This window comes from Cloacibacterium rupense, assembly GCF_014645495.1.
GTDB classification, from domain to species: Bacteria; Bacteroidota; Bacteroidia; order Flavobacteriales; family Weeksellaceae; genus Cloacibacterium; species Cloacibacterium rupense.
In genome coordinates, this window is sequence record NZ_BMLV01000002.1 from 1 (window position 1) to 18,377 (window position 18,377).

10 protein-coding genes are annotated in these 18,377 nt (G+C 34.4%); all 10 read right to left on the minus strand.

Annotation, left to right across the window (positions count from 1 at the left end):
- Positions 1-581 precede the first annotated feature (581 nt).
- On the minus strand, positions 582-875 hold the full coding sequence (locus IEW40_RS03960; RefSeq protein WP_505625219.1) for a VanZ family protein: 294 nt from the start codon (positions 873-875) through the stop codon (positions 582-584).
- Positions 876-930: 55 nt separating this feature from the next.
- Positions 931-1,308, minus strand: a complete 378-nt coding sequence (gene gcvH / locus IEW40_RS03965) for a glycine cleavage system protein GcvH (protein ID WP_188616802.1) — start codon at positions 1,306-1,308, stop codon at positions 931-933.
- 117 nt (positions 1,309-1,425) lie between these two features.
- Positions 1,426-8,412 (minus strand): T9SS outer membrane translocon Sov/SprA, encoded by a 6,987-nt coding sequence (gene sov / locus IEW40_RS03970; protein ID WP_188617474.1) that lies wholly within the window; start codon positions 8,410-8,412, stop codon positions 1,426-1,428.
- 66 nt (positions 8,413-8,478) lie between these two features.
- Positions 8,479-9,063, minus strand: coding sequence for a Holliday junction branch migration protein RuvA (gene ruvA / locus IEW40_RS03975; protein WP_188616803.1), 585 nt, complete (start codon positions 9,061-9,063; stop codon positions 8,479-8,481).
- Positions 9,064-9,174: 111 nt separating this feature from the next.
- On the minus strand, positions 9,175-9,858 hold the full coding sequence (locus IEW40_RS03980; protein WP_188616804.1) for a carboxylesterase family protein: 684 nt from the start codon (positions 9,856-9,858) through the stop codon (positions 9,175-9,177).
- 152 nt (positions 9,859-10,010) lie between these two features.
- Positions 10,011-11,390, minus strand: coding sequence for a glucoamylase family protein (locus tag IEW40_RS03985; RefSeq protein WP_188616805.1), 1,380 nt, complete (start codon positions 11,388-11,390; stop codon positions 10,011-10,013).
- 16 nt (positions 11,391-11,406) lie between these two features.
- Positions 11,407-12,795 carry a glucoamylase family protein gene (locus IEW40_RS03990; protein WP_188616806.1) on the minus strand — a complete coding sequence of 463 codons (1,389 nt, stop codon included), beginning with the start codon at positions 12,793-12,795 and terminating at the stop codon, positions 11,407-11,409.
- Positions 12,796-12,888: 93 nt separating this feature from the next.
- Positions 12,889-13,950 carry a LamG domain-containing protein gene (locus IEW40_RS03995; RefSeq protein WP_188616807.1) on the minus strand — a complete coding sequence of 354 codons (1,062 nt, stop codon included), beginning with the start codon at positions 13,948-13,950 and terminating at the stop codon, positions 12,889-12,891.
- A 26-nt stretch (positions 13,951-13,976) separates the two neighbouring features.
- Positions 13,977-15,488, minus strand: coding sequence for a RagB/SusD family nutrient uptake outer membrane protein (locus IEW40_RS04000; protein WP_188616808.1), 1,512 nt, complete (start codon positions 15,486-15,488; stop codon positions 13,977-13,979).
- A 25-nt stretch (positions 15,489-15,513) separates the two neighbouring features.
- Positions 15,514-18,360 carry a SusC/RagA family TonB-linked outer membrane protein gene (locus IEW40_RS04005; RefSeq protein WP_188616809.1) on the minus strand — a complete coding sequence of 949 codons (2,847 nt, stop codon included), beginning with the start codon at positions 18,358-18,360 and terminating at the stop codon, positions 15,514-15,516.
- Positions 18,361-18,377 lie beyond the last annotated feature (17 nt).

An 18,377-nucleotide genomic window follows, 5' to 3' on the forward strand; every position in this document is an offset into this window, starting at 1 on the left:
CCTTTTTACCTTTCAATCCAAATCTTTTGAAAGATTTTTTGTGTTTTATCTCTTTATTTATCTTAATGCTCTGGTTTTTAGAGAGAAAAATTTCGTATTTTTTTGCCTTTATTTTTGAACATTTTTCAAAAATACCACCTGAAAAATCTTTTATATTGTCATATTAATAAAATTAGGGGTTGGGGTTTTCTTTTTTTTTGTTGAAGCACATTATAAATCCAAGCGTTTTTATGGGAGTTTTTGGAAATTTCTTTGGAATGGAAATAAAAAAAACTTTAGTTAAGATGTTTTCTTATGTAAAGCTTATGTCTTTTTGTGATGAAAATTAAATTTGAGCGGGTAGTTGCAGCCCGACCTGAGTGGAGCTCTCCCAAAATGGCGCTGGTTTTTGCTCGGGATTTGGGAAGCGGGAACGGAGGGCGGATGAGCTGCCCTAATAAAAATAAGATTTAGATATGATTTGTGGTAGAAAATTCCCAACAGACTTTTCTAATCAGGTGGGATTTTGTAAATGATTGAATCAGCTATATTAATAAAATAGTGAAAATATATTTTTTGAACTTGAAAAAATGAAATGGCTATTATAATAGTCTTTTTATTTTCTTGAAAACATAATACCCTACAAGTACCCCTATGGTGTCTGCTAAGATGTCTAGATTTTCCATACTTCTGCCGAGATGCATTTCGTCTTGTAGAATTTCTGTAAGGAATGCATAGATTAGCATTATATATATATATATGGAAAGATTGGTTTTTGGAAATGCTGATTTATAAGAAAAACCTAAGAATGCAAAAATGGAAAGATGCAATATTTTATCAATTCCGGAAAACATAAACCAGTACTCTTGGTTTTCCACGCCTGGTTTAAGGAGCATATATGTAAGAATTGCCCAATAAATGGGCAATACTATTTTGAATATTTTTGAGATTTTAGCCAATGAGTTCTTGGTATTGTTCAGCTGTAAGTAGCTCTGATTGATCTGCGTCTGCTGAAATTTCTAGTTTTATAATCCAGCCTTTTCCGTAAGGGTCTGTATTTACTAGTTCTGGTTCATCTTCTAGAGCTTCGTTAAATTCTATTACTTTACCAGTAACTGGTAAATAAAGGTCAGATACAGTTTTTACTGCTTCTACACTTCCGAAAACGTCTCCTGCACTTAATTCATCATCTAGAGAATCTACATCTACAAAAACGATATCTCCTAACTCTCCTTGTGCGAAGTCTGTGATACCAATAGTAGCTACATTATTTTCGATTTTAATCCATTCGTGATCTTTGGTGTACTTAAGTTCTGCTGGTGTGTTCATTTTAAATTTTATTATTTTCCAAAATTACGGAATTTTGATAAAGTTGCAAAATAAAGATTTATTAATAAAAAAGAACCGACAGAGTGCCGGTTCTATACTATATATATAGTGTAATTTTTAAAAACCTTGACCACCTCCGAAGTTGAATGTAGCAGTAAGCCCCGCTCTGATGGTTGAAAGTGGAAATGCTGTAGAGATTTTGTACTTGGTCATCATCTGGTCATAGAAAAACCTTAGATTAAAATTTTGCGAAATATTATAATCTGCAGTTAGCTTAAGACTGAATAATTTTTGACCTCCTGTGATTTGTGAATCATCTAAAAGGAAATTGCTAATTCTGGTCTGATTATCTCTAAGAGAGAAGTCAGCTCTTATATTAAGGTCACTTTTTAGATTTTTCTCTTTTCCTTTGAATCTTACTTTTAGTTTTAAATCTTTAAGAATGTAACCAAAACCGACTACATATTCTGAACCTAGATCTTCGGTAAGTGTAGTATTTACTAAACCTAGGGTGTATAATCTGCTTCTGTTATAGGCAAATTTGAATTGCATATTGTTTCTCATGGTAACATCTGCACCTACAAGTGGTGAAAACTCTTCTACATAACCTATAGTTGTAAATGTATATGGATTGTAAAAATCTCCGTTTGCATCTTTCCCTGTCAAAGATGGGTCACTAATAGAATTGGTCTGGTAATTATAATAGTCTACACTTCTCTGAATACCTGTAGCTGTATAAGTAGAGGTATAAGCGTGCAAAACATCAAACTTAGAAAACTTGCTATTGATAAAAGGAATATTTTTAAGCCCAGAATAGACTACTTTCCAGTTTGGCATTGGGAATTTAGATTTGGTAGGATCATTTTTAGTAGCTGTTTTACCTTCTATTGCTGCTTGGAAAGCTGGCACCAAAACATAAGCATTCGACTTACTATAACCTTCGGCATAACCATCTGGTCCAATTACACCACCAAATGACTGTGAAATAACTTTGGTATTCTCTATAATTGTGTTATAAATATCTGCACCATTAGTAAAACTGGTTCCAAAGATAATATTAGAATTGGTAAAAGTTATCAGTTCGCTAGCAAAAGAGAAATCATTATTAGAGTTCACAAATTTATTAAAGTTATTGTGAATTAAATTTCTAGCATAATTTCTAGTAAAACTTACATCTATTCTAAAATCATTAATTGGTTGAATTTGAATGTTTCCATTAAAAGTTTGGTTGGTAAGTTGAGAATAAGCGTCGGTCATTAAATCTGAGCTAGAAATCCAACTGTTCTCTATAGCATATCGTCTGATATCTGATTGTGAACCTAGTAAAAATCCTATAGTAGGACCACCTATTCCTTGCCCATATCCATAAAAATTAGGAGATGATAAAATGCCTGGAAGAACAGTACCATTGTTTTCGGTGTAATTAAAATCTACTTGTTTGATTGAAGTAAGTGCGTAGGCAAATGCTTGCAATGGTTTCAATCTATTTTTAAATGTATAACTTTTGAAATTCTTTTTGTTACCTTTTTTAGCATAAAGTTGTGTATAGGCATTATTAAGAGAATCTATTTCTGCTCTTCTTTTTGACATTACTTCGTTTACTTTTTTGAAATAATTAAATTTATTAAAGAAAGAAGTAAAATCTGCACTACCTGTAGCATTGATATTATTGGTATTCTGCGCCATATTCCCAAGATTATCTGACGGATTAGCTGTAAGAACTGTAGACCGTGCACTCCAATTGTACTGCGTGCCATAACCTACCTCAGCAGTTAAGAAATCTAAATATGGTAAGTATTCAAATGGAAATTTATAATTCAATTGAATTTTATGATTGTACAATACTGGCCTACCTGCTCTGAAAGGATTTTCGAAAATGGAAGATCTGGAAAAAGAATTAACATTAAGATTATCATTAAGCGTTCTGGTAGCAGAAGAAATGTCTAATTTCAGAGATTTGGTAAGTGCAAACTGTAAATTATATTGCCAACCGAAGAAGAAATTTCTATTTCTAATCACATCAAAATCTTGACTAGAATTTCCGTTTAATAATGCATCAATATTTCTAAATTCTAACTCGTTGTAGTTTCTATCTAATTCTGTACGGAAAGAAATTCTAGTTGGAATGAGATTGAAATTTACTTCCTTCGCCCATCTTAGATATTTGTAAGATTTGGCAGTGTCACTTACCATTTTATTAAATGGTCTCAACACCCAAGGTTTAAAGTTAAAATTATAATCTATATTACCTCTCAGATATTGTCTGAAATTGGTTTTGGTATATATATCTCTGTAAAAATCATCATTATACACCGCTGTGATAGAGATGTTTTCTACATCATAGAATTTTGGCTTTTTATTAGGGTTGGTTCTTTCTTTTCTCATATTCAGAACCCCTAAACTTCTTTGTTGAGTAAAAGTTCTGGCAACTTTTTTCAATTCATCTTTCTTAGGATCTTTACTGAATTCTACATCATCGTTCAGAGGATTGTATTTAGGGTCTTCAGTAGTTTGTGAATATGAATAGTTGACTGGAATTTTAAGACCTATTTTCTCTGGAAGAAACTTATCTACATTGACCGTAGTGGTAATTCCGAAAGCAGAATTGGTGGTCTGCGCTCTTTCTGATGGTTTTTGATTGATATTCCCGAAACCAATAGTAGAGTAAGCCCCAGAAGCATTCACAACAGCAAAATCTCCTAAATTAAAATTCAAACTAGCAGTACCTGCATAACCTCCTTTATTTTCTATACCAGAAAGTCTAATTTCGTTTACCCAAAGCACTACATCTTTAGAAGATGCTGAATTATTTCTCACCCCAATCATTATGGTAGAAACGTTTCCTAGACTTGGTCTACCTTTTACATATATTTTTTTATCTGCATCACCATAAACTGTATCTTCATAACGAGTATCAATAGGTACTCCAGATTCATCTTTTCTCAGTTTAGCATCTACAAAATTCTGAACGGCAAGATTAACTGTATTTTCAGTTGGCCAAATATCTAATGGTGAAGTAGAAGTAGCATTGGTATACTTCAAAGAAGATTCGTATTCGTAGTAATTATCTGTAGCATCACTACCAAAACGGATGAAGAATTTAGCGTCTTTGTCTACTACAGAAGACATATTGTTTTTCATATCTTCAGCGTGTACAAACAATTCTAGGTTTTGGAATCTTCTCATGTCCAAAGCCACATTTTTGAAAACTCCTCTGGCCTCGTTTTTGAAATCTTTAGCTCTTAAATAGAGAGAAGCTTCATTTTGTCTTTGTGCTCCTGCATTACCACTCAGTACTTGTCTATCAATTCCCGGAGGCAAAACATAAGGTGGTTTTCCTAATGCGTTTTCTTCTATATTTACGCTTCCCACTTCAAAATCTGCATTATCTACAGTACCTACTCCTTCAGAAGTACCAGGAACTGAATTAGAAAATACTTGTTTGGTGTATTTTCTCCAATCACTTCTTACCAAATCAAAAGTCCCGAAACGAATGGTAGAAGTATTGTCAAAGCCTGCAAGCATTAATCTAGAAAAACGCACATTATTAAGAATCTGTGCTGCGTCTGTTGCGTTGGTTTCAGTAGAATAATCATAATTAGCTACAGGAATTCTGAATAAGTACCATTTGTTTTTAGAAGTTTGTCCGTTTTGGAATTTGACGGTGACTTCCTTCATATCAACGATATTATTTCTACCAACTGCTAAATCTGACTGTAATAAACTAATATTATACTGATTATAGTTTTCTGTTTGGTCTAAATTCAAATCTTTATTTACATCTTCTGCATCTGGAGTTTGTGATGCCACCTCCAGAGAATTTGATTTAGAGTTACCATCTGGATTTCTGAAATATCGATATCTTTCTTGCAATGAAGAAGCCAAAGCACCTTGGAACTGGTCTGAAAGATAAAACATGAAATTATCCGAAGCTGGGTCTGGTGCATTGGTCACTGGATTGATAAAATTAGTCCCGAATTTGGTAACCTCAGCATCGTCATCTAAACCATCAAAACCTACATCTTGTGCAGTTCTTTCTTCGTTTTCTGTAGAGAAAGCATACAAAACCGGAAATTGCTCAGGTTGCACCCCTAGGTTGGTGGTAGAAGTTTTGGCAGGTATATTAGGTATAGGTAGACCATTTTCGTATTGTAATTTACCATCTTTTAAGATATCTTCAGAAACGTTTCCTAATTGCAATAATAGTCTTGGATTAGTACCAATAGGTTTTCCATCTGCATAGGGGTCCATCATCCAAAATTCTACATATTCTATATTTGAGTTGACAAAATTAGAAACAGAAATAGCTCTCATAAGTCCCGCCCATCTTTGATTGGCAGCTTCATTTAATTGATTAAAATTGTATGGCCCTCTTTCTTTAGGGTAATAAGTAATATCAAAAGTATTAGAAAAAAGTTGTTCACCCGCTACAAAATCTCTGTTATTGAATAGTTCAGACATTTGCACTCTTCTAGAGGCGTGATTAGAGAGGGCATCTGCATTAATTCCATTCGGTGCTTTACCTCCTACACCGTAGAATCTTGGGTCTATGGTATACCAAGAAAGTAAACCTCTTCCGTTACCATTATTAATATCATTTGGATTGCTATTTCCAAAAATTGGGTCATTACTATTTTCTGGTTTAGAAGCAAGAGACCACATTGCAGGCTCTTTTAGGGAAATTTTAGATGCACTTTGTTCGAAATCATCTATGTAAGACTGGTCATTTATCCCTTTATTTTGCCCTGGAATGAGATAAGCTCCTTCCATTTTAAAATTAATATTTGAAGGCGCTTCTGTATTTACAAAAGGAATTTTATCTGTTATTCTGGTTAAAAACTGCGACTGATTGTTGTACATTAAATTGAAACCAGCCATTGTATTGTTAACAGATTCTTGTCCCATTTGCACTTTTTGAGTAAGAGGTCTTTCAGAGTAATTAATTACAGAGATTCCTGCAGTTAAGTTATCGCTGAATTTTCTCTCTAAATTCAGTCCCATAAAAGTTTTACGCTGGGTATTGAAGGTCAATTGGTTTTCTAAGCTTACATTAATGGCTTGCCCAGATTGTTTTACCATTTCGTTAATAATGGTTACTTGCCCTAGCATATAATCTACGGTATAGTCTACACCTTCTGTAAGCAAAACGCCATTAGCGGTTACTTTTACAGAACCTTTGGGAACATTGATGGCACCTAGAGAAATACCCGTTCCCTGTGCACCTTTGTATCGACCTTCTAAACTATATCTTAAAGCCAAATTATTTTGAGAGGCCACTTGTTTCTGCTGAGTGTATAAATCTTCAAAAACAAATTGAGGATTGTTACTTCCCAAAACACTTTGTAAATAACTACCAAAAGGTTGTGCTTTGGTAAAAATCACCCTTCCGTTTTGTGCATCAGCAGTAATACCAGGCACAAAATCAAATAATCCATCGCCAGTAGTTCCGTTTCCGTTTTGTTGGCTGTCATTATTCACATTTAACCTATCCCAATTCAGTAATTTCAATAAATTAATATCCGAAACTGATGTTCCTGGCAAGTAATTTACTTTTCCATTCTGAGGGTCTTTGTATAAAACATTCAGTAAAAAATTTTGAGGATCTATTTGATTGGCATTGAGAGAATACACGTTTTTCATCATCAAGTTCCACATAGGAGATGATGTTTTTACTAAAACGTTTGGTTTTAAAAGTTTGGTAATTATTACAGGACTTTCTTCAGAAAACTCTCCCACTTTATATACTTTACTATCTCCCGAAAGGGTGTAAGAAAATGAAACGGCCAACAATTGCTCATCATTTAGCCTTTGATTAAGGGAAATGTAACCCAACTGAGGATTAAAATTATATTCAGATGCATTTAATCTTTTTGCTCTGCTATGAAACACAAAATGCTCACCAGCTTGGTAAGGAGTATTGCCACTTACGGTTGGCAAACTATTTCCGTTTACGGCATTGTATGGATCTACCCTCACATTCGGGAGTGATGAAATTGCAGAATACACTCCACTTTGAGAGTTGTCTGGTGTACCAGATGAGCCTTCACCTAAATCTCTAATTCCTAATATATTTTTTTGTTCTTGAAGATTACCAGCACCTTGATTCAATACCCAAACTTCTAATCTCATGATTGATATTCTAGAATTAATAAGAGGATAATTGAGTAAAGCCCCATCATAATTGTTTAAGAAATATTGACCTAAAAAATAATGCTGGTTGTCTTCATAATCTATAGCATTTACTTTAAAAGTTTGCATTACGCCACCACCTTGTACTACTACATTTCTGGCTTCGCCTTGTTGCTGAGAAAAAACTACGGTACCATACGTTTTCCCCAATTGAAACTCGGTTTTAAGACCAAAAAGAGACTCAGAACCTCTGATTAAATTAGTAGAAAGCGGCATGTTGACATTACCAAATTCTACTCTTTTTATGATTTTGTCTTCGCCACCTTTATTGAAATCTTTAACTTCGCCTAGTGCTTTATTTTGTAGATCTTTCCAAGTGCCTTTGGCTTGCCAAACGAGATTCATTCTATTCTCAAAAGCGAAACCACTTTGGGTATCATAATTGGCTTTTAGCTGAAGATTTTCCCCTACTTTTCCAGTTAATCCTAACTGTATTCTTTGCTGAATATTAATGGCAAAATTGGTTCTATTCTGAGGTAAGATTAATGGATTATCAATTTTTTGATACAAACCTCCCAAATCAAAACTGGCAAAACCGTTCGGGATAATTTCGATTTTATTGCTACCAAAAATAGTTTCGAAAATTTTATTTCTTACCATAATTGCAGGAATCAAGCCTTTCTTTTCGGCTTCCTTCTTATCTTCTTTGTAGAGGTTGGTTCCAGCTAATTTTTTTTGGTAATAATTGGTAAGTTGTTTATTAAGAAAATAGTCTGAATATTCTTTGGGTGATAAAACAATTGGCGCTCCTACTACCGTATTCCCTATTTTTGGATAGAGATAATACATTCCTGTTTTAATGTCATAAAATGGTTCGTATTTGGTAGGATTAGGTAGAGAATAATCTTTCCTAATGGATATATTGGCGGTATCAGCAGGCTTTTGTTGTGCAAAAACCATTGCCGAAAAACACATAAAAAAGAATATGAAATAGTTATGATTGAATAGTGGAAAATTGTTCTTCACTTGTGTTTTTTATAGTTATAAATTTTTTAAAATCTGTTTCACCAAATCTTCGGTTTGGATGTCTGGATTTTGTTTTAGAATTCTATCGGCAATTTTCTCACACATTTTTCTCGAAATGCCCAAAACTTCTAAAGCAGATAACGATTCTTCTCTCACTTTATTATCTACAAACGCAGAAATATTTTCATCAGAAGTCCCGAATTTCAATACTTTATCTTTTAAATCTACAATAATTCTCTCGGCAGTTTTAGCCCCCACCCCTTTTACTTTTTGTAATAAAGCACTGTTTTTATTGAGGATAGCGTGGGCAATGTCTTTTAAATCTAATGAAGAGAGCAGAATAAGCGCCGAAACAGCTCCTACGCCATTTACAGAAATGAGCAGATTAAACATTTCTTTTTCTTCTTTGGTATGAAACCCGAAAAGCAGATGTGCATCTTCTCTGATAATTTGTTGAGTAAAAATGAACGTTTCTTTACCCAAAGTTAATTTATTAGAAGTTTGAAGGCTAATCCCAACATAATATCCTACACCGTTTACATCTAATATCGCATAAGTAGGGGTAAGCTCTTGAACAATTCCTTTTAAGAAAAAAATCATTTATTAAAATTTTGTTAAAAAGCAAAATTACTCATTTATCTATTAATAAGAAAATCAAAACCTTCCGAATGTTCAGAAGGTTTTGATTTTCTATTTTTTCTATGATATTTTCTATTTTTTAAGCGAAAGCATCCACTCATAAAAAGCAGGATTAGAATAAGTAGAATCCCAAGAATTGTGATTATCATTCGGGAAGATAATTAATTCTGCTTTGGGATTAATGGGGTGAACTTGCATCCAAAAATTAAATGCATTTTCTGGCAAAACCACATCATCCATTCCGCCGTGGTAGATTTTGAGGTTCATCTCTTTATAATTGTGAATATTGGCCAACATTACTCTATCAGTAGGTGCGCAAACAGATGCTACAGCAGCAAACATTTCGGGATGCTCACCTGCTAGTTTAAGAGTGCCCCAACCTCCCATAGATAAACCTGTAAGGTAAATTCTAGATGCGTCTATTTTGTATTTCTGTACAATTTCTTGAATCAAAAAATAAATGGCTTGCGTATCCCACCAAGTATTTTCTGGGCATTGAGGCGCAAGAATAGCCACTGGTTCTTTGATTAAATTTTTATACGTAAATGGGCTGTGTGCTTTTACCATTTCTAGATTGTTTCCTCTCTCGCCAGAGCCATGAAGAAATACAATGAGCGGAACTTTGCCTTTTACATTCTGAGGATAATCTAAAACGTAAGAGATGTTTTTCTCTACTTTTATTTCTTTTTTGAATTCAGCTTTTACTTCTTGTGCATTGTATAGGAATGGAAGAAGTAGTAAAAATAAATATTTCATTTTATTAAATTTTCTTGAATTAAACTTGGCTTGAATCTCAATTTAGCAATAATCGTTTCATAGCCCCGATTGCAGCGGTTACCCCGCAACAAGCCTTGGGCTGAGCCTTGGCGTGAGGAGTATGAGCGGAAAGCGGGAAATAGCTCCTAAAACTATTTGATGTTGTATTTTTCTGATTTGAAATCCAATTTTTTAAGACCAGCTTTAATTTCTGGTGCGTTCATAAACAGTTTCCACAAAAATCCTGTTCTGTAATTTTCTATCATTGGTGCAATGGTGCCTTGGTCTATGGCCAAATATCGAGGCGTAAACCAATTGTTATAATGAATTGAAGTAGCATCAAAAGGGCCTGCACTGCCTATAAACTGTGGTTTTTGAGTGTAAATAAATCTCAAAAAATCCATAGATTCTTTTGGGGAATACGGAAAACTACTCAACGCAGCAGTGGGCGTAATCACACCTCTATCTTCTGTTGGTTGATGTGCGGTGTAGCCTACACTGCCATCATCATTTCTGGTATAGCTGGCGGTAAGTCCCCAATAATTTTCTCCGTAACCGTTCCATTTTTTAGGATTTTCTACGCAATATTTGTAATCAATAAGCACTTGATTTTTATTCAAATCAAAATAATTTTTGATGAGTTTATCGCTCAAACCTCTAGGGTCTAAGCCAATGTAAGAATAATGCGCCCAGAATAATGGCCCGCCATATTCTTCGGAATAATTGTGTTTTACGTAAAGTGGAAGTCCGTATTTGGTTTTATCAGTAAGATACGTTCCGTTTCTGGTCCAGCCTTTGTAAAAAGTTTCTGCGTCTATAGAATGTGTAGGCGAAGAAGCTGCCAAAATGTAAGTAATTAGACATTCATTATAACCTTCGAGCGGAAAATTCATTTCCCAACCGTAATTAGGAGACCAATGCCAATAGAGAACTTTTTGTCCGTCTTTGGTGTACCAATTCCATTCTATGCCTTTCCAAAGTTCGTCGCATTTTTTGGCAAGGGCTTTTTCTTCGGCATTTCCGTCTTTGAAATATTCGCGAACCATTAAAATTCCTGAAGTAAGAAATGCGCTTTCTACTAAATCTCCGCCATTGTCTTTTTTGCCAAATGGAACTACTTTGCCTGTTTCGCCATTAATCCAATGACTCCAAGCTCCGTGAAAGCGGTCTGCTTTTTCTAAGAAATTCATCATGGTGGTTAGTCTTTTCACCGCTTCTTTTCTAGGAATAAAACCACGTTCTACGCCTACTAAGATAGTTGCTAATCCAAAACCAGAACCTCCCGTTGTTACTACATGCTTATCATTGTCTGGATAAATATTGTCTTCGTGGTAGCGCTCTCTTCCAAGAAGAGAATTAGGCTCAGCATATTCCCAAAAATATTTAAGCGCATCACTCTGAACTTTATCCATCAATTGATTGTCTGACCATTGAGAGATAGGAGTGATGGTCTTAGTTTCTTTTTGCACTTTATTGGATTGGCAAGAAGCCAAAACAAAACTTAACAATGCAAATATTACTGTTTTTTTCATTTTTAAACTTTATGATTTAAAATCCGTATTGTGTAGAGTGAAAACCTAACTTAATAAGTCCTGCTTTAACATCTGGAGCGTTCATAAATAAATTCCAAAGGAATTGGTTTTTATGATTTTCGATCATAGGAGCAATAGTTCCTTGGTCAATTGCCAAATATCTAGGAATTACCCAATTATAATGAATAGAATATGCATCATAAGGACCAGCAACTCCTATATATTTACTGTAGTTTTCGTTGTATAAAAATCTTAAAAAATTCATACTTTCTGTAGGAGTGTAAGGCATGTCTGAAATGGCAGCTGTAGGAGAAATAATACCTAAATCATTATTGGGCTGATGGGCAGCATAGCCACTAGTTCCGTCTGAGTTTCTACTATAACTAGCAGTAAGTCCCCAGCTTTTAGAATTATAACCTTGCCATCCTTTTGGATTTGTCAAACAATATTGGTACATTATTTTAGAGTGATTTACTACTGCATCACCATAATTTACATAATCATCTGTAAGCCCTCTAGGATCTAAACCTAAGAATGAATAGTGTGACCAAAACATAGGCCCAACCGTTCCGCTAGCTCCGTTATGATTAACCACCAAAGGAATTCCGTATTGAGTGCCTGTAGATTTTATTGCGCCACTTCTAGCCCAACCTTGGGTATAAACAGCTTTATCAATAGAATAATTAGGTGAAGCTGCTGCTAAAACATAAGTGATTAATGTTTCATCAAAACCTCTCAACTGCATATTCATTTGAAAATCATAATTAGGAGACCAATGCCAATACAAAACGTTTTGACCTTGGGTGTACCAATTCCACTCGATTCCTTTCCAAAGGTCGTCTGCTTTTTTAGATAAAGCCAATTCTGTAGCGTCAGTAGAATTTTTAAAATATTCTCTTACACAAATTAAACCTTGTGCTAAAAATGCCGTTTCTACCAAATCACCGCCATTATCTTTGGTACTAAAAGGAATTACCGCACCAGAATTTCCGTCTATCCAATGTGGCCAAGCCCCGTGGAATCTGTTGGCATTTTGTAAAAAATTAAGAGCGGTTGTAAGTCTAGAAACAGCATCTGCTTTAGCTACATAACCATTTTTAATTCCCACTAAAATAGTCATCAGTCCGAAACCAGAACCACCTGTGGTGACTACATTTGCATCTTGACTTGTATTATCAGTATGGTATCTTTCTCTGGCCAATTTAGAATTAGATTGTGCATAATCCCAAAAATATTTCAGAGCATCTTTCTGAGTCATTTCAATAATTTCAGCGTCTGTGTATGTTTTGGGTGGGTCAACTGGAGTAGGATTGGGATAAGTCCAATCTCCACTAGAGCGCGAGCAACCTGATAAGATTGAAATTATCGCTAACAGCAATAGTACTTTTAACTTATTATTTATCATAATATTTGTTTTTATAAAAAACACTTTATGGCAAATGAACCATAAAGTGTTTTATTAGATTATATAATCACATAACTTATAAGAATTACATAATTATTTCATAGTATTCTGAACTTCGGTTTCCGTTAAAGCTTTATCATAAATTCTAAGTTCATCTATTAAACTTAAATCAGATTTATGATCCCAATAAGTGAATGAAGGAGCACCAGAACCAATGGTAATTGTAGAACTTGTAGAAAAATCAAATGAAGTAAATGTTGCTGTTCTTTGTAAAACTCCATTAAAATAGATTTTAGAATCTGTAGGAGAAACGGTAACTGCTACGTGTACCCATTTTCCATCAACCGCAATATTACCGCCGTCATTCCAAGATTCCCCAGCACCTGTACCTACATTAAGTTTCACTGTTTGTGAAGTTGCACCTCCTTCTCTAAACAATCTTAGTCCTTTAGTTCTGTTATCATTAGTATTGTCATTGTCATCATTAATAACTATTATACCTGAACGATTAGGTGTAGCATTTACTTTATACCAAAAAGTAAAGCTGATTCCATTAGCGCTATATAATCCTGAAAGTGGTAGAGTAATATATGAGTCTGTAGCTCCTTGATAGGTAGCTCCTGTGTAACCAGTAGCAACTGTTGTAGGTGTTCCAACAACTGTAGGAACCTTTCCAGCAACTATGTCTGTAAAAGTATTACCTCCAAAGAACGGAATGTAAACTTTTTCTCCAAATAGAGGGGTATACTTATTATCTATATTGAATGTAACAGATTTTGTACTAGATTTTCCTGCTAAATCTTTTGCATTTACAGTAAATGTATGGTCACCTAATCCTAGGTTATTATATGCATAGCTATCAATAAATACTCTATAATCTTTAAAAGTGCTGTAAGTACCTAGCTTTACACCATCTAAAAGAATTTCTATGGAACCCAACTCAATATCATCTGATACCTTGTATTCAAATTTGATATTAGTTTTTGTATCTGTGAAAGGAATTGTTAAGTTCCCAGATGGACTTGTTATCTGTATTTGAGGAGCTGAAGCATCAGTTCCTTGCGGCACCGGAGTTATATCATCTATATAACCATCTGAGCAAGATGCTAAAGTTATAAGCATGCCGGCTAATATACTATTTAAAATATTTTTCATTGTAATTAAAATTTAAATAATTAACACTATTTACTTAATGCATTAATTTTATCTACTTGAGCTAATGGATAAGGTAAGAATTGTTTTTCCATAGTAAAAGTTCTACCATCATAACTTAGTGCTGCAGTATTACCTAATCTCACCATATCATAATAACGAATTCCCCATTCCATACCTAATTCAGCATATTTTTCGTCCATTACTTGGTCTGCAGTTACAGAACTCAATGCTGATAAACCAGCTCTTTGTCTTACCAAATTCACTGCTGCTACTGCTGTACCTGCTGTAGGACTAGCTCCTCTAGTTACTGCTTCTGCATACATTAATAAAATTTCTGCATATCTGGTAACTATGTAGTTTTTGTTTGTACCGTAATCTAATCTACCAGGAGTTAATTGTTTAGACGGTAAATAGTGTTTTCCACTTACAAACATAGCACGTGCATAATCTTTTATTTTGTCTCCATCTTTGGTAGTACTAGAAACCCAAGAAGGTAAAGTAGCAAAATTAGGATCTTTTTTAATTTCTGTGATTCCTCTGTCTGTGAATAACACACTAGTTTCTAATCTGGTTTTTTCTCCTCTAGCCAGCATAAATTTGATGTATTTTAAACTTGGTTCATAGAATCCCCAACCACCGTTTGCACCAGTGACTGCAGGAGTCCAATCTGTAGGACCATAGAAAGCCCATAAGTGACTAATATTAGTACCAGAACCTGTACCAAAATCTGAATATTGAATTTCTAACAAGTTTTCGTCAGCAAGTTTACCTGGAATTTTAAATAATTGATAGAAATCTGAATACAGCGTAAATTTATTAGAGTTGATAATAGCTCCTGTAGCATCTGCAACACCTTGATAATTTTTAAGCTCTAAGTTTGCCATTGCTTTAATTGCTAGTGCTGTATACTTAGTAACGCCTCCTTTTAAATCAGTTCTTTGATTAGGTCTCATATCTGGAAGGTTAGGAATAGCGCTATCCATTTGAGACGAGATCCACTGCATTATTTCATCTTTTGATTGTAATTTCAGCTGGGTTTGATCAAGAGTTTCCATTAAAATAACTTTACCCCAAACTTTAGAAATTTGTAGCAAATAAAAAGCTCTAAGGGTTTTACACTCTGCTTGATATTGATCAATTAATTTAGAATCTACGCCTGCAGCTCTAAATTTTTCTAATTCTTCCATTTGAGCAGTAACTTGTACTATGGTTTGATACCAGTTTTCCCAAACAGAGTTATACATCCAATAGTTGCTATCGTAAACAAATTTATCAGTATCTGCGAACGGTTGTTGATCTCCTAAACCTCCTGAGTTCACATCATCTCCTCTTACTGCGATTAGTGGAATTTGCTCCCAACCGATATCTTGAAATTTTGCATATGCACCTACTAAAGTACCTTTTGCTCCTTCAGCACTTGTATAATCTACACTACCTCCGGTGGTTAGCTCTAAATCTTCGTCTAGTTTATCAGTACAACTGAAGAGCGAAATGGCTAAACCTAATAATAAAAACTTTATATTTATTAAACGTTTCATTTTTTCTTGATTTAATTATTAACTTTTAAAACTTAATACTATACCCAAAAGTGAATACTGATGGTGTTGGATAAACTTCATAGTCTACTCCATCAGATCCTACCTCAGGATTCATTAGCACATTACTTCTGCTCCAAAGATATGGTCTATCCGCAGTTATAGTAAATCTCATTTCTGGTAGAGATGATGATTTTAATGTATAACCTAACTGTACGTTTTGTACTCTAAAGAAATCTCCTTTTTCTAGGAAAAATCTAGAGTTTCTTTGGTTCCAACCATTTCTATAACCTTCAGATGATGTGAACTCATTGCTAGTTCCCTCACCATGCCAACGATTAATTGCTAATTCTGCATCTACATTTCTACCTGTGGTTCTAAATACTTCAGCTCTGTTTCTATTAAGGACAAGATTTCCTCCTTGACCATAGAACGCAACTGATAAGTCCCAATTTTTATAATTCATTCCTAATGAACCACCATAGTAGTAAGTAGGAACTGGTGAACCTAAGTAAACTCTATCATTAGCATCTAAAATACCATCACCATTTACATCTCTATATTTAAAGTAACCTGGCTTAACTGTTCCAGCAGACTGTGCGTTTGCATACTGTGCCATAGCATCTGCATTTACTTCAGCTTGTGTTTGATAAACTCCTACAATGTCCCAACCATAGAATACATCCATTGGTTGACCTACTACAAGACGTTGTCTAAATTCAGCCATACCTCTGTCTAGAAATGGTTGTCCATTTAGGCTGGTAACTTCATTGTCAATCTGGCTAAAGTTACCATTGATGAAATATCCCCAATCTTCATTAAGTTTAGATTTCCAACCTACACTAATTTCATAACCTTTATTTCTTACACTACCTACATTTGCAAGACTAGATTCTGTTCCTACAAGCGGAAGCACTGTAATTGCAAGATTTTTAGTATCTTTAATAAAATAATCAGCTTCTAAGGTTAATCTTCTATTGAAAAATTCTCCAGACAAACCTAGGTTGGTTTCTTCAGTAAATTCCCATCCTAAATCATCTTTGTAAGTTGAAAATCTTGAACCTGATACTAAGTTATCATCAAAAACAGTATTGGCAGCTAAAGCAGTACTTGGTCTATTGATAGGTATAGCATCATTGGCTAATCTACCCCAACCTGCTCTGAATTTTAATAAATTAAGCCAACTTGCATCTTTTAAGAATGATTCTTCAGAAGCTACCCAGCTTACCCCAAATGCAGGAAGGTTTACATATTTTTCTGCATATTTATTAGAGCCTTCATTTCTAAAAGTAGCATACGCTATGTATCTATTTTTAAATTTATAAGAAAGTCTTCCGAAATAAGAAGTACCATAATAGCGAGTACCAAAATCATCAGATATCCTTCCATCTACAGCAGTATTTCTAATGTACCATGTCTGTTCTCTATCTCTAGAAAATGGACTTCCGTCGTAGAAAAATCCTTGTACACTATTCATACTATAATAATCATCTCTGTAAGACGCCCCCGCCATTAATGTTAAGTCATGGTCACCAAATTTTTTATTATAAGTTAATGTATTATCCCAAATATAGTTTTCATTGGTATAATTTCCTCTTGTGATAGAAGATTGGTCTAATGTTCTTTGGAAACCATAATCACTGTTAGAGAAATATGGCAATGACATTAGACGCTCATTATCTTGTCTATTGTTATAAGATAGCATAGATTTAAAGGTTAATTCCTTAGGAATTAAACTTACATCTGCATATACATTCATAACCATTCTTGTTCTAATTCCTAATCTATCAGAATTATCCATGGTTGCAAATGGATTTTGATGGTCTCTGTAACCAATAGCCATAGCATCTGCATAAGGATGAGGATAGGCACCCGTATAAGAATTATCATAAACAGGCAAAATAGGAACAGCGTAATAGATCTGTCTCCATGCAGAAACCTCGTCATCATATTTTTGACTTCTACTGAATATCATGGAGCTTCCTACTGTTAACCAATCTTTGGCTTTTACATCTATTTTACCTCTTACATTAAATCTCTCAAAACTATTTTTCATTTTAAGGATACCATCTTGTTTAAAGAAGTCTCCTCCTAAAGCATAAGCTATTTTTTCTGAACCTCCTTCTACAGACAAACTATGATTTTGAATTGCTGCCAAGCGAAGAGTCTCTTTGTACCAATCCGTATTTACATCTGGAATATTAGGATTTACTCTACTTCTACCAAAACGTTGTATTGCTTTTTCGATACTTGCTATTTCAGAAGCAGAACCAGACTCTAAAGCAAAATTAGTAAACTGCTCTGCATTAGCCATTTTAGTTACATTATAAGCGCTTTGTACCCCAAAATAGGTATCATAACTTACCTTAGCTTTTCTGTTGTAACTACCTCCTTTTGTAGTAATAACTACTACACCATTAGCAGCTTTCACCCCGTAAATTGCAGAAGCAGAAGCATCTTTTAATACTGTAAAATCCTGAATGTCATTAGAATTCAAGAAATCTATATTATCTACAAAAATACCGTCTACTACAAACAAAGGTTGATTATCTCCATACAAAGATTTAATCCCTCTGATGTTAATTTTAGGAGCTTCACCTGGTGAGCCAAAAGAACTAATCTGTACCCCAGCTACCTTACCTTGTAAAGATTGAGCAGCTTGCCCCGCTGGTGTTTTTACAATTTCTGTAGATTTAATTGTTGCAACTGAACTGGTAAGGTCAACTTTTTTGGCTGTACCATAACCAATCATTACCACTTCTTCAATCTGCTTCTCCTTGATAGAGTCATTTTTTGCTTGCGCGCTTAATTCTTGATACCCCGTAAACAAATAGATTACGGCTATCATGCTTGTCGCTTTTAGTGTGTTTTTCATGTTTTTTTTGAATTTAA

What these genes read in the sequence shown, in the direction of transcription:
- IEW40_RS03960 (WP_505625219.1), bottom strand. Translation starts at nt 875, where the DNA reads ATGCTCCTTAAACCAGGCGTGGAAAACCAAGAGTACTGGTTTATGTTT.
- gcvH (WP_188616802.1), bottom strand. Translation starts at nt 1,308, where the DNA reads ATGAACACACCAGCAGAACTTAAGTACACCAAAGATCACGAATGGATT.
- sov (WP_188617474.1), bottom strand. Translation starts at nt 8,412, where the DNA reads ATGTGTTTTTCGGCAATGGTTTTTGCACAACAAAAGCCTGCTGATACC.
- ruvA (WP_188616803.1), bottom strand. Translation starts at nt 9,063, where the DNA reads ATGATTTTTTTCTTAAAAGGAATTGTTCAAGAGCTTACCCCTACTTAT.
- IEW40_RS03980 (WP_188616804.1), bottom strand. Translation starts at nt 9,858, where the DNA reads ATGAAATATTTATTTTTACTACTTCTTCCATTCCTATACAATGCACAA.
- IEW40_RS03985 (WP_188616805.1), bottom strand. Translation starts at nt 11,390, where the DNA reads ATGAAAAAAACAGTAATATTTGCATTGTTAAGTTTTGTTTTGGCTTCT.
- IEW40_RS03990 (WP_188616806.1), bottom strand. Translation starts at nt 12,795, where the DNA reads ATGATAAATAATAAGTTAAAAGTACTATTGCTGTTAGCGATAATTTCA.
- IEW40_RS03995 (WP_188616807.1), bottom strand. Translation starts at nt 13,950, where the DNA reads ATGAAAAATATTTTAAATAGTATATTAGCCGGCATGCTTATAACTTTA.
- IEW40_RS04000 (WP_188616808.1), bottom strand. Translation starts at nt 15,488, where the DNA reads ATGAAACGTTTAATAAATATAAAGTTTTTATTATTAGGTTTAGCCATT.
- IEW40_RS04005 (WP_188616809.1), bottom strand. Translation starts at nt 18,360, where the DNA reads ATGAAAAACACACTAAAAGCGACAAGCATGATAGCCGTAATCTATTTG.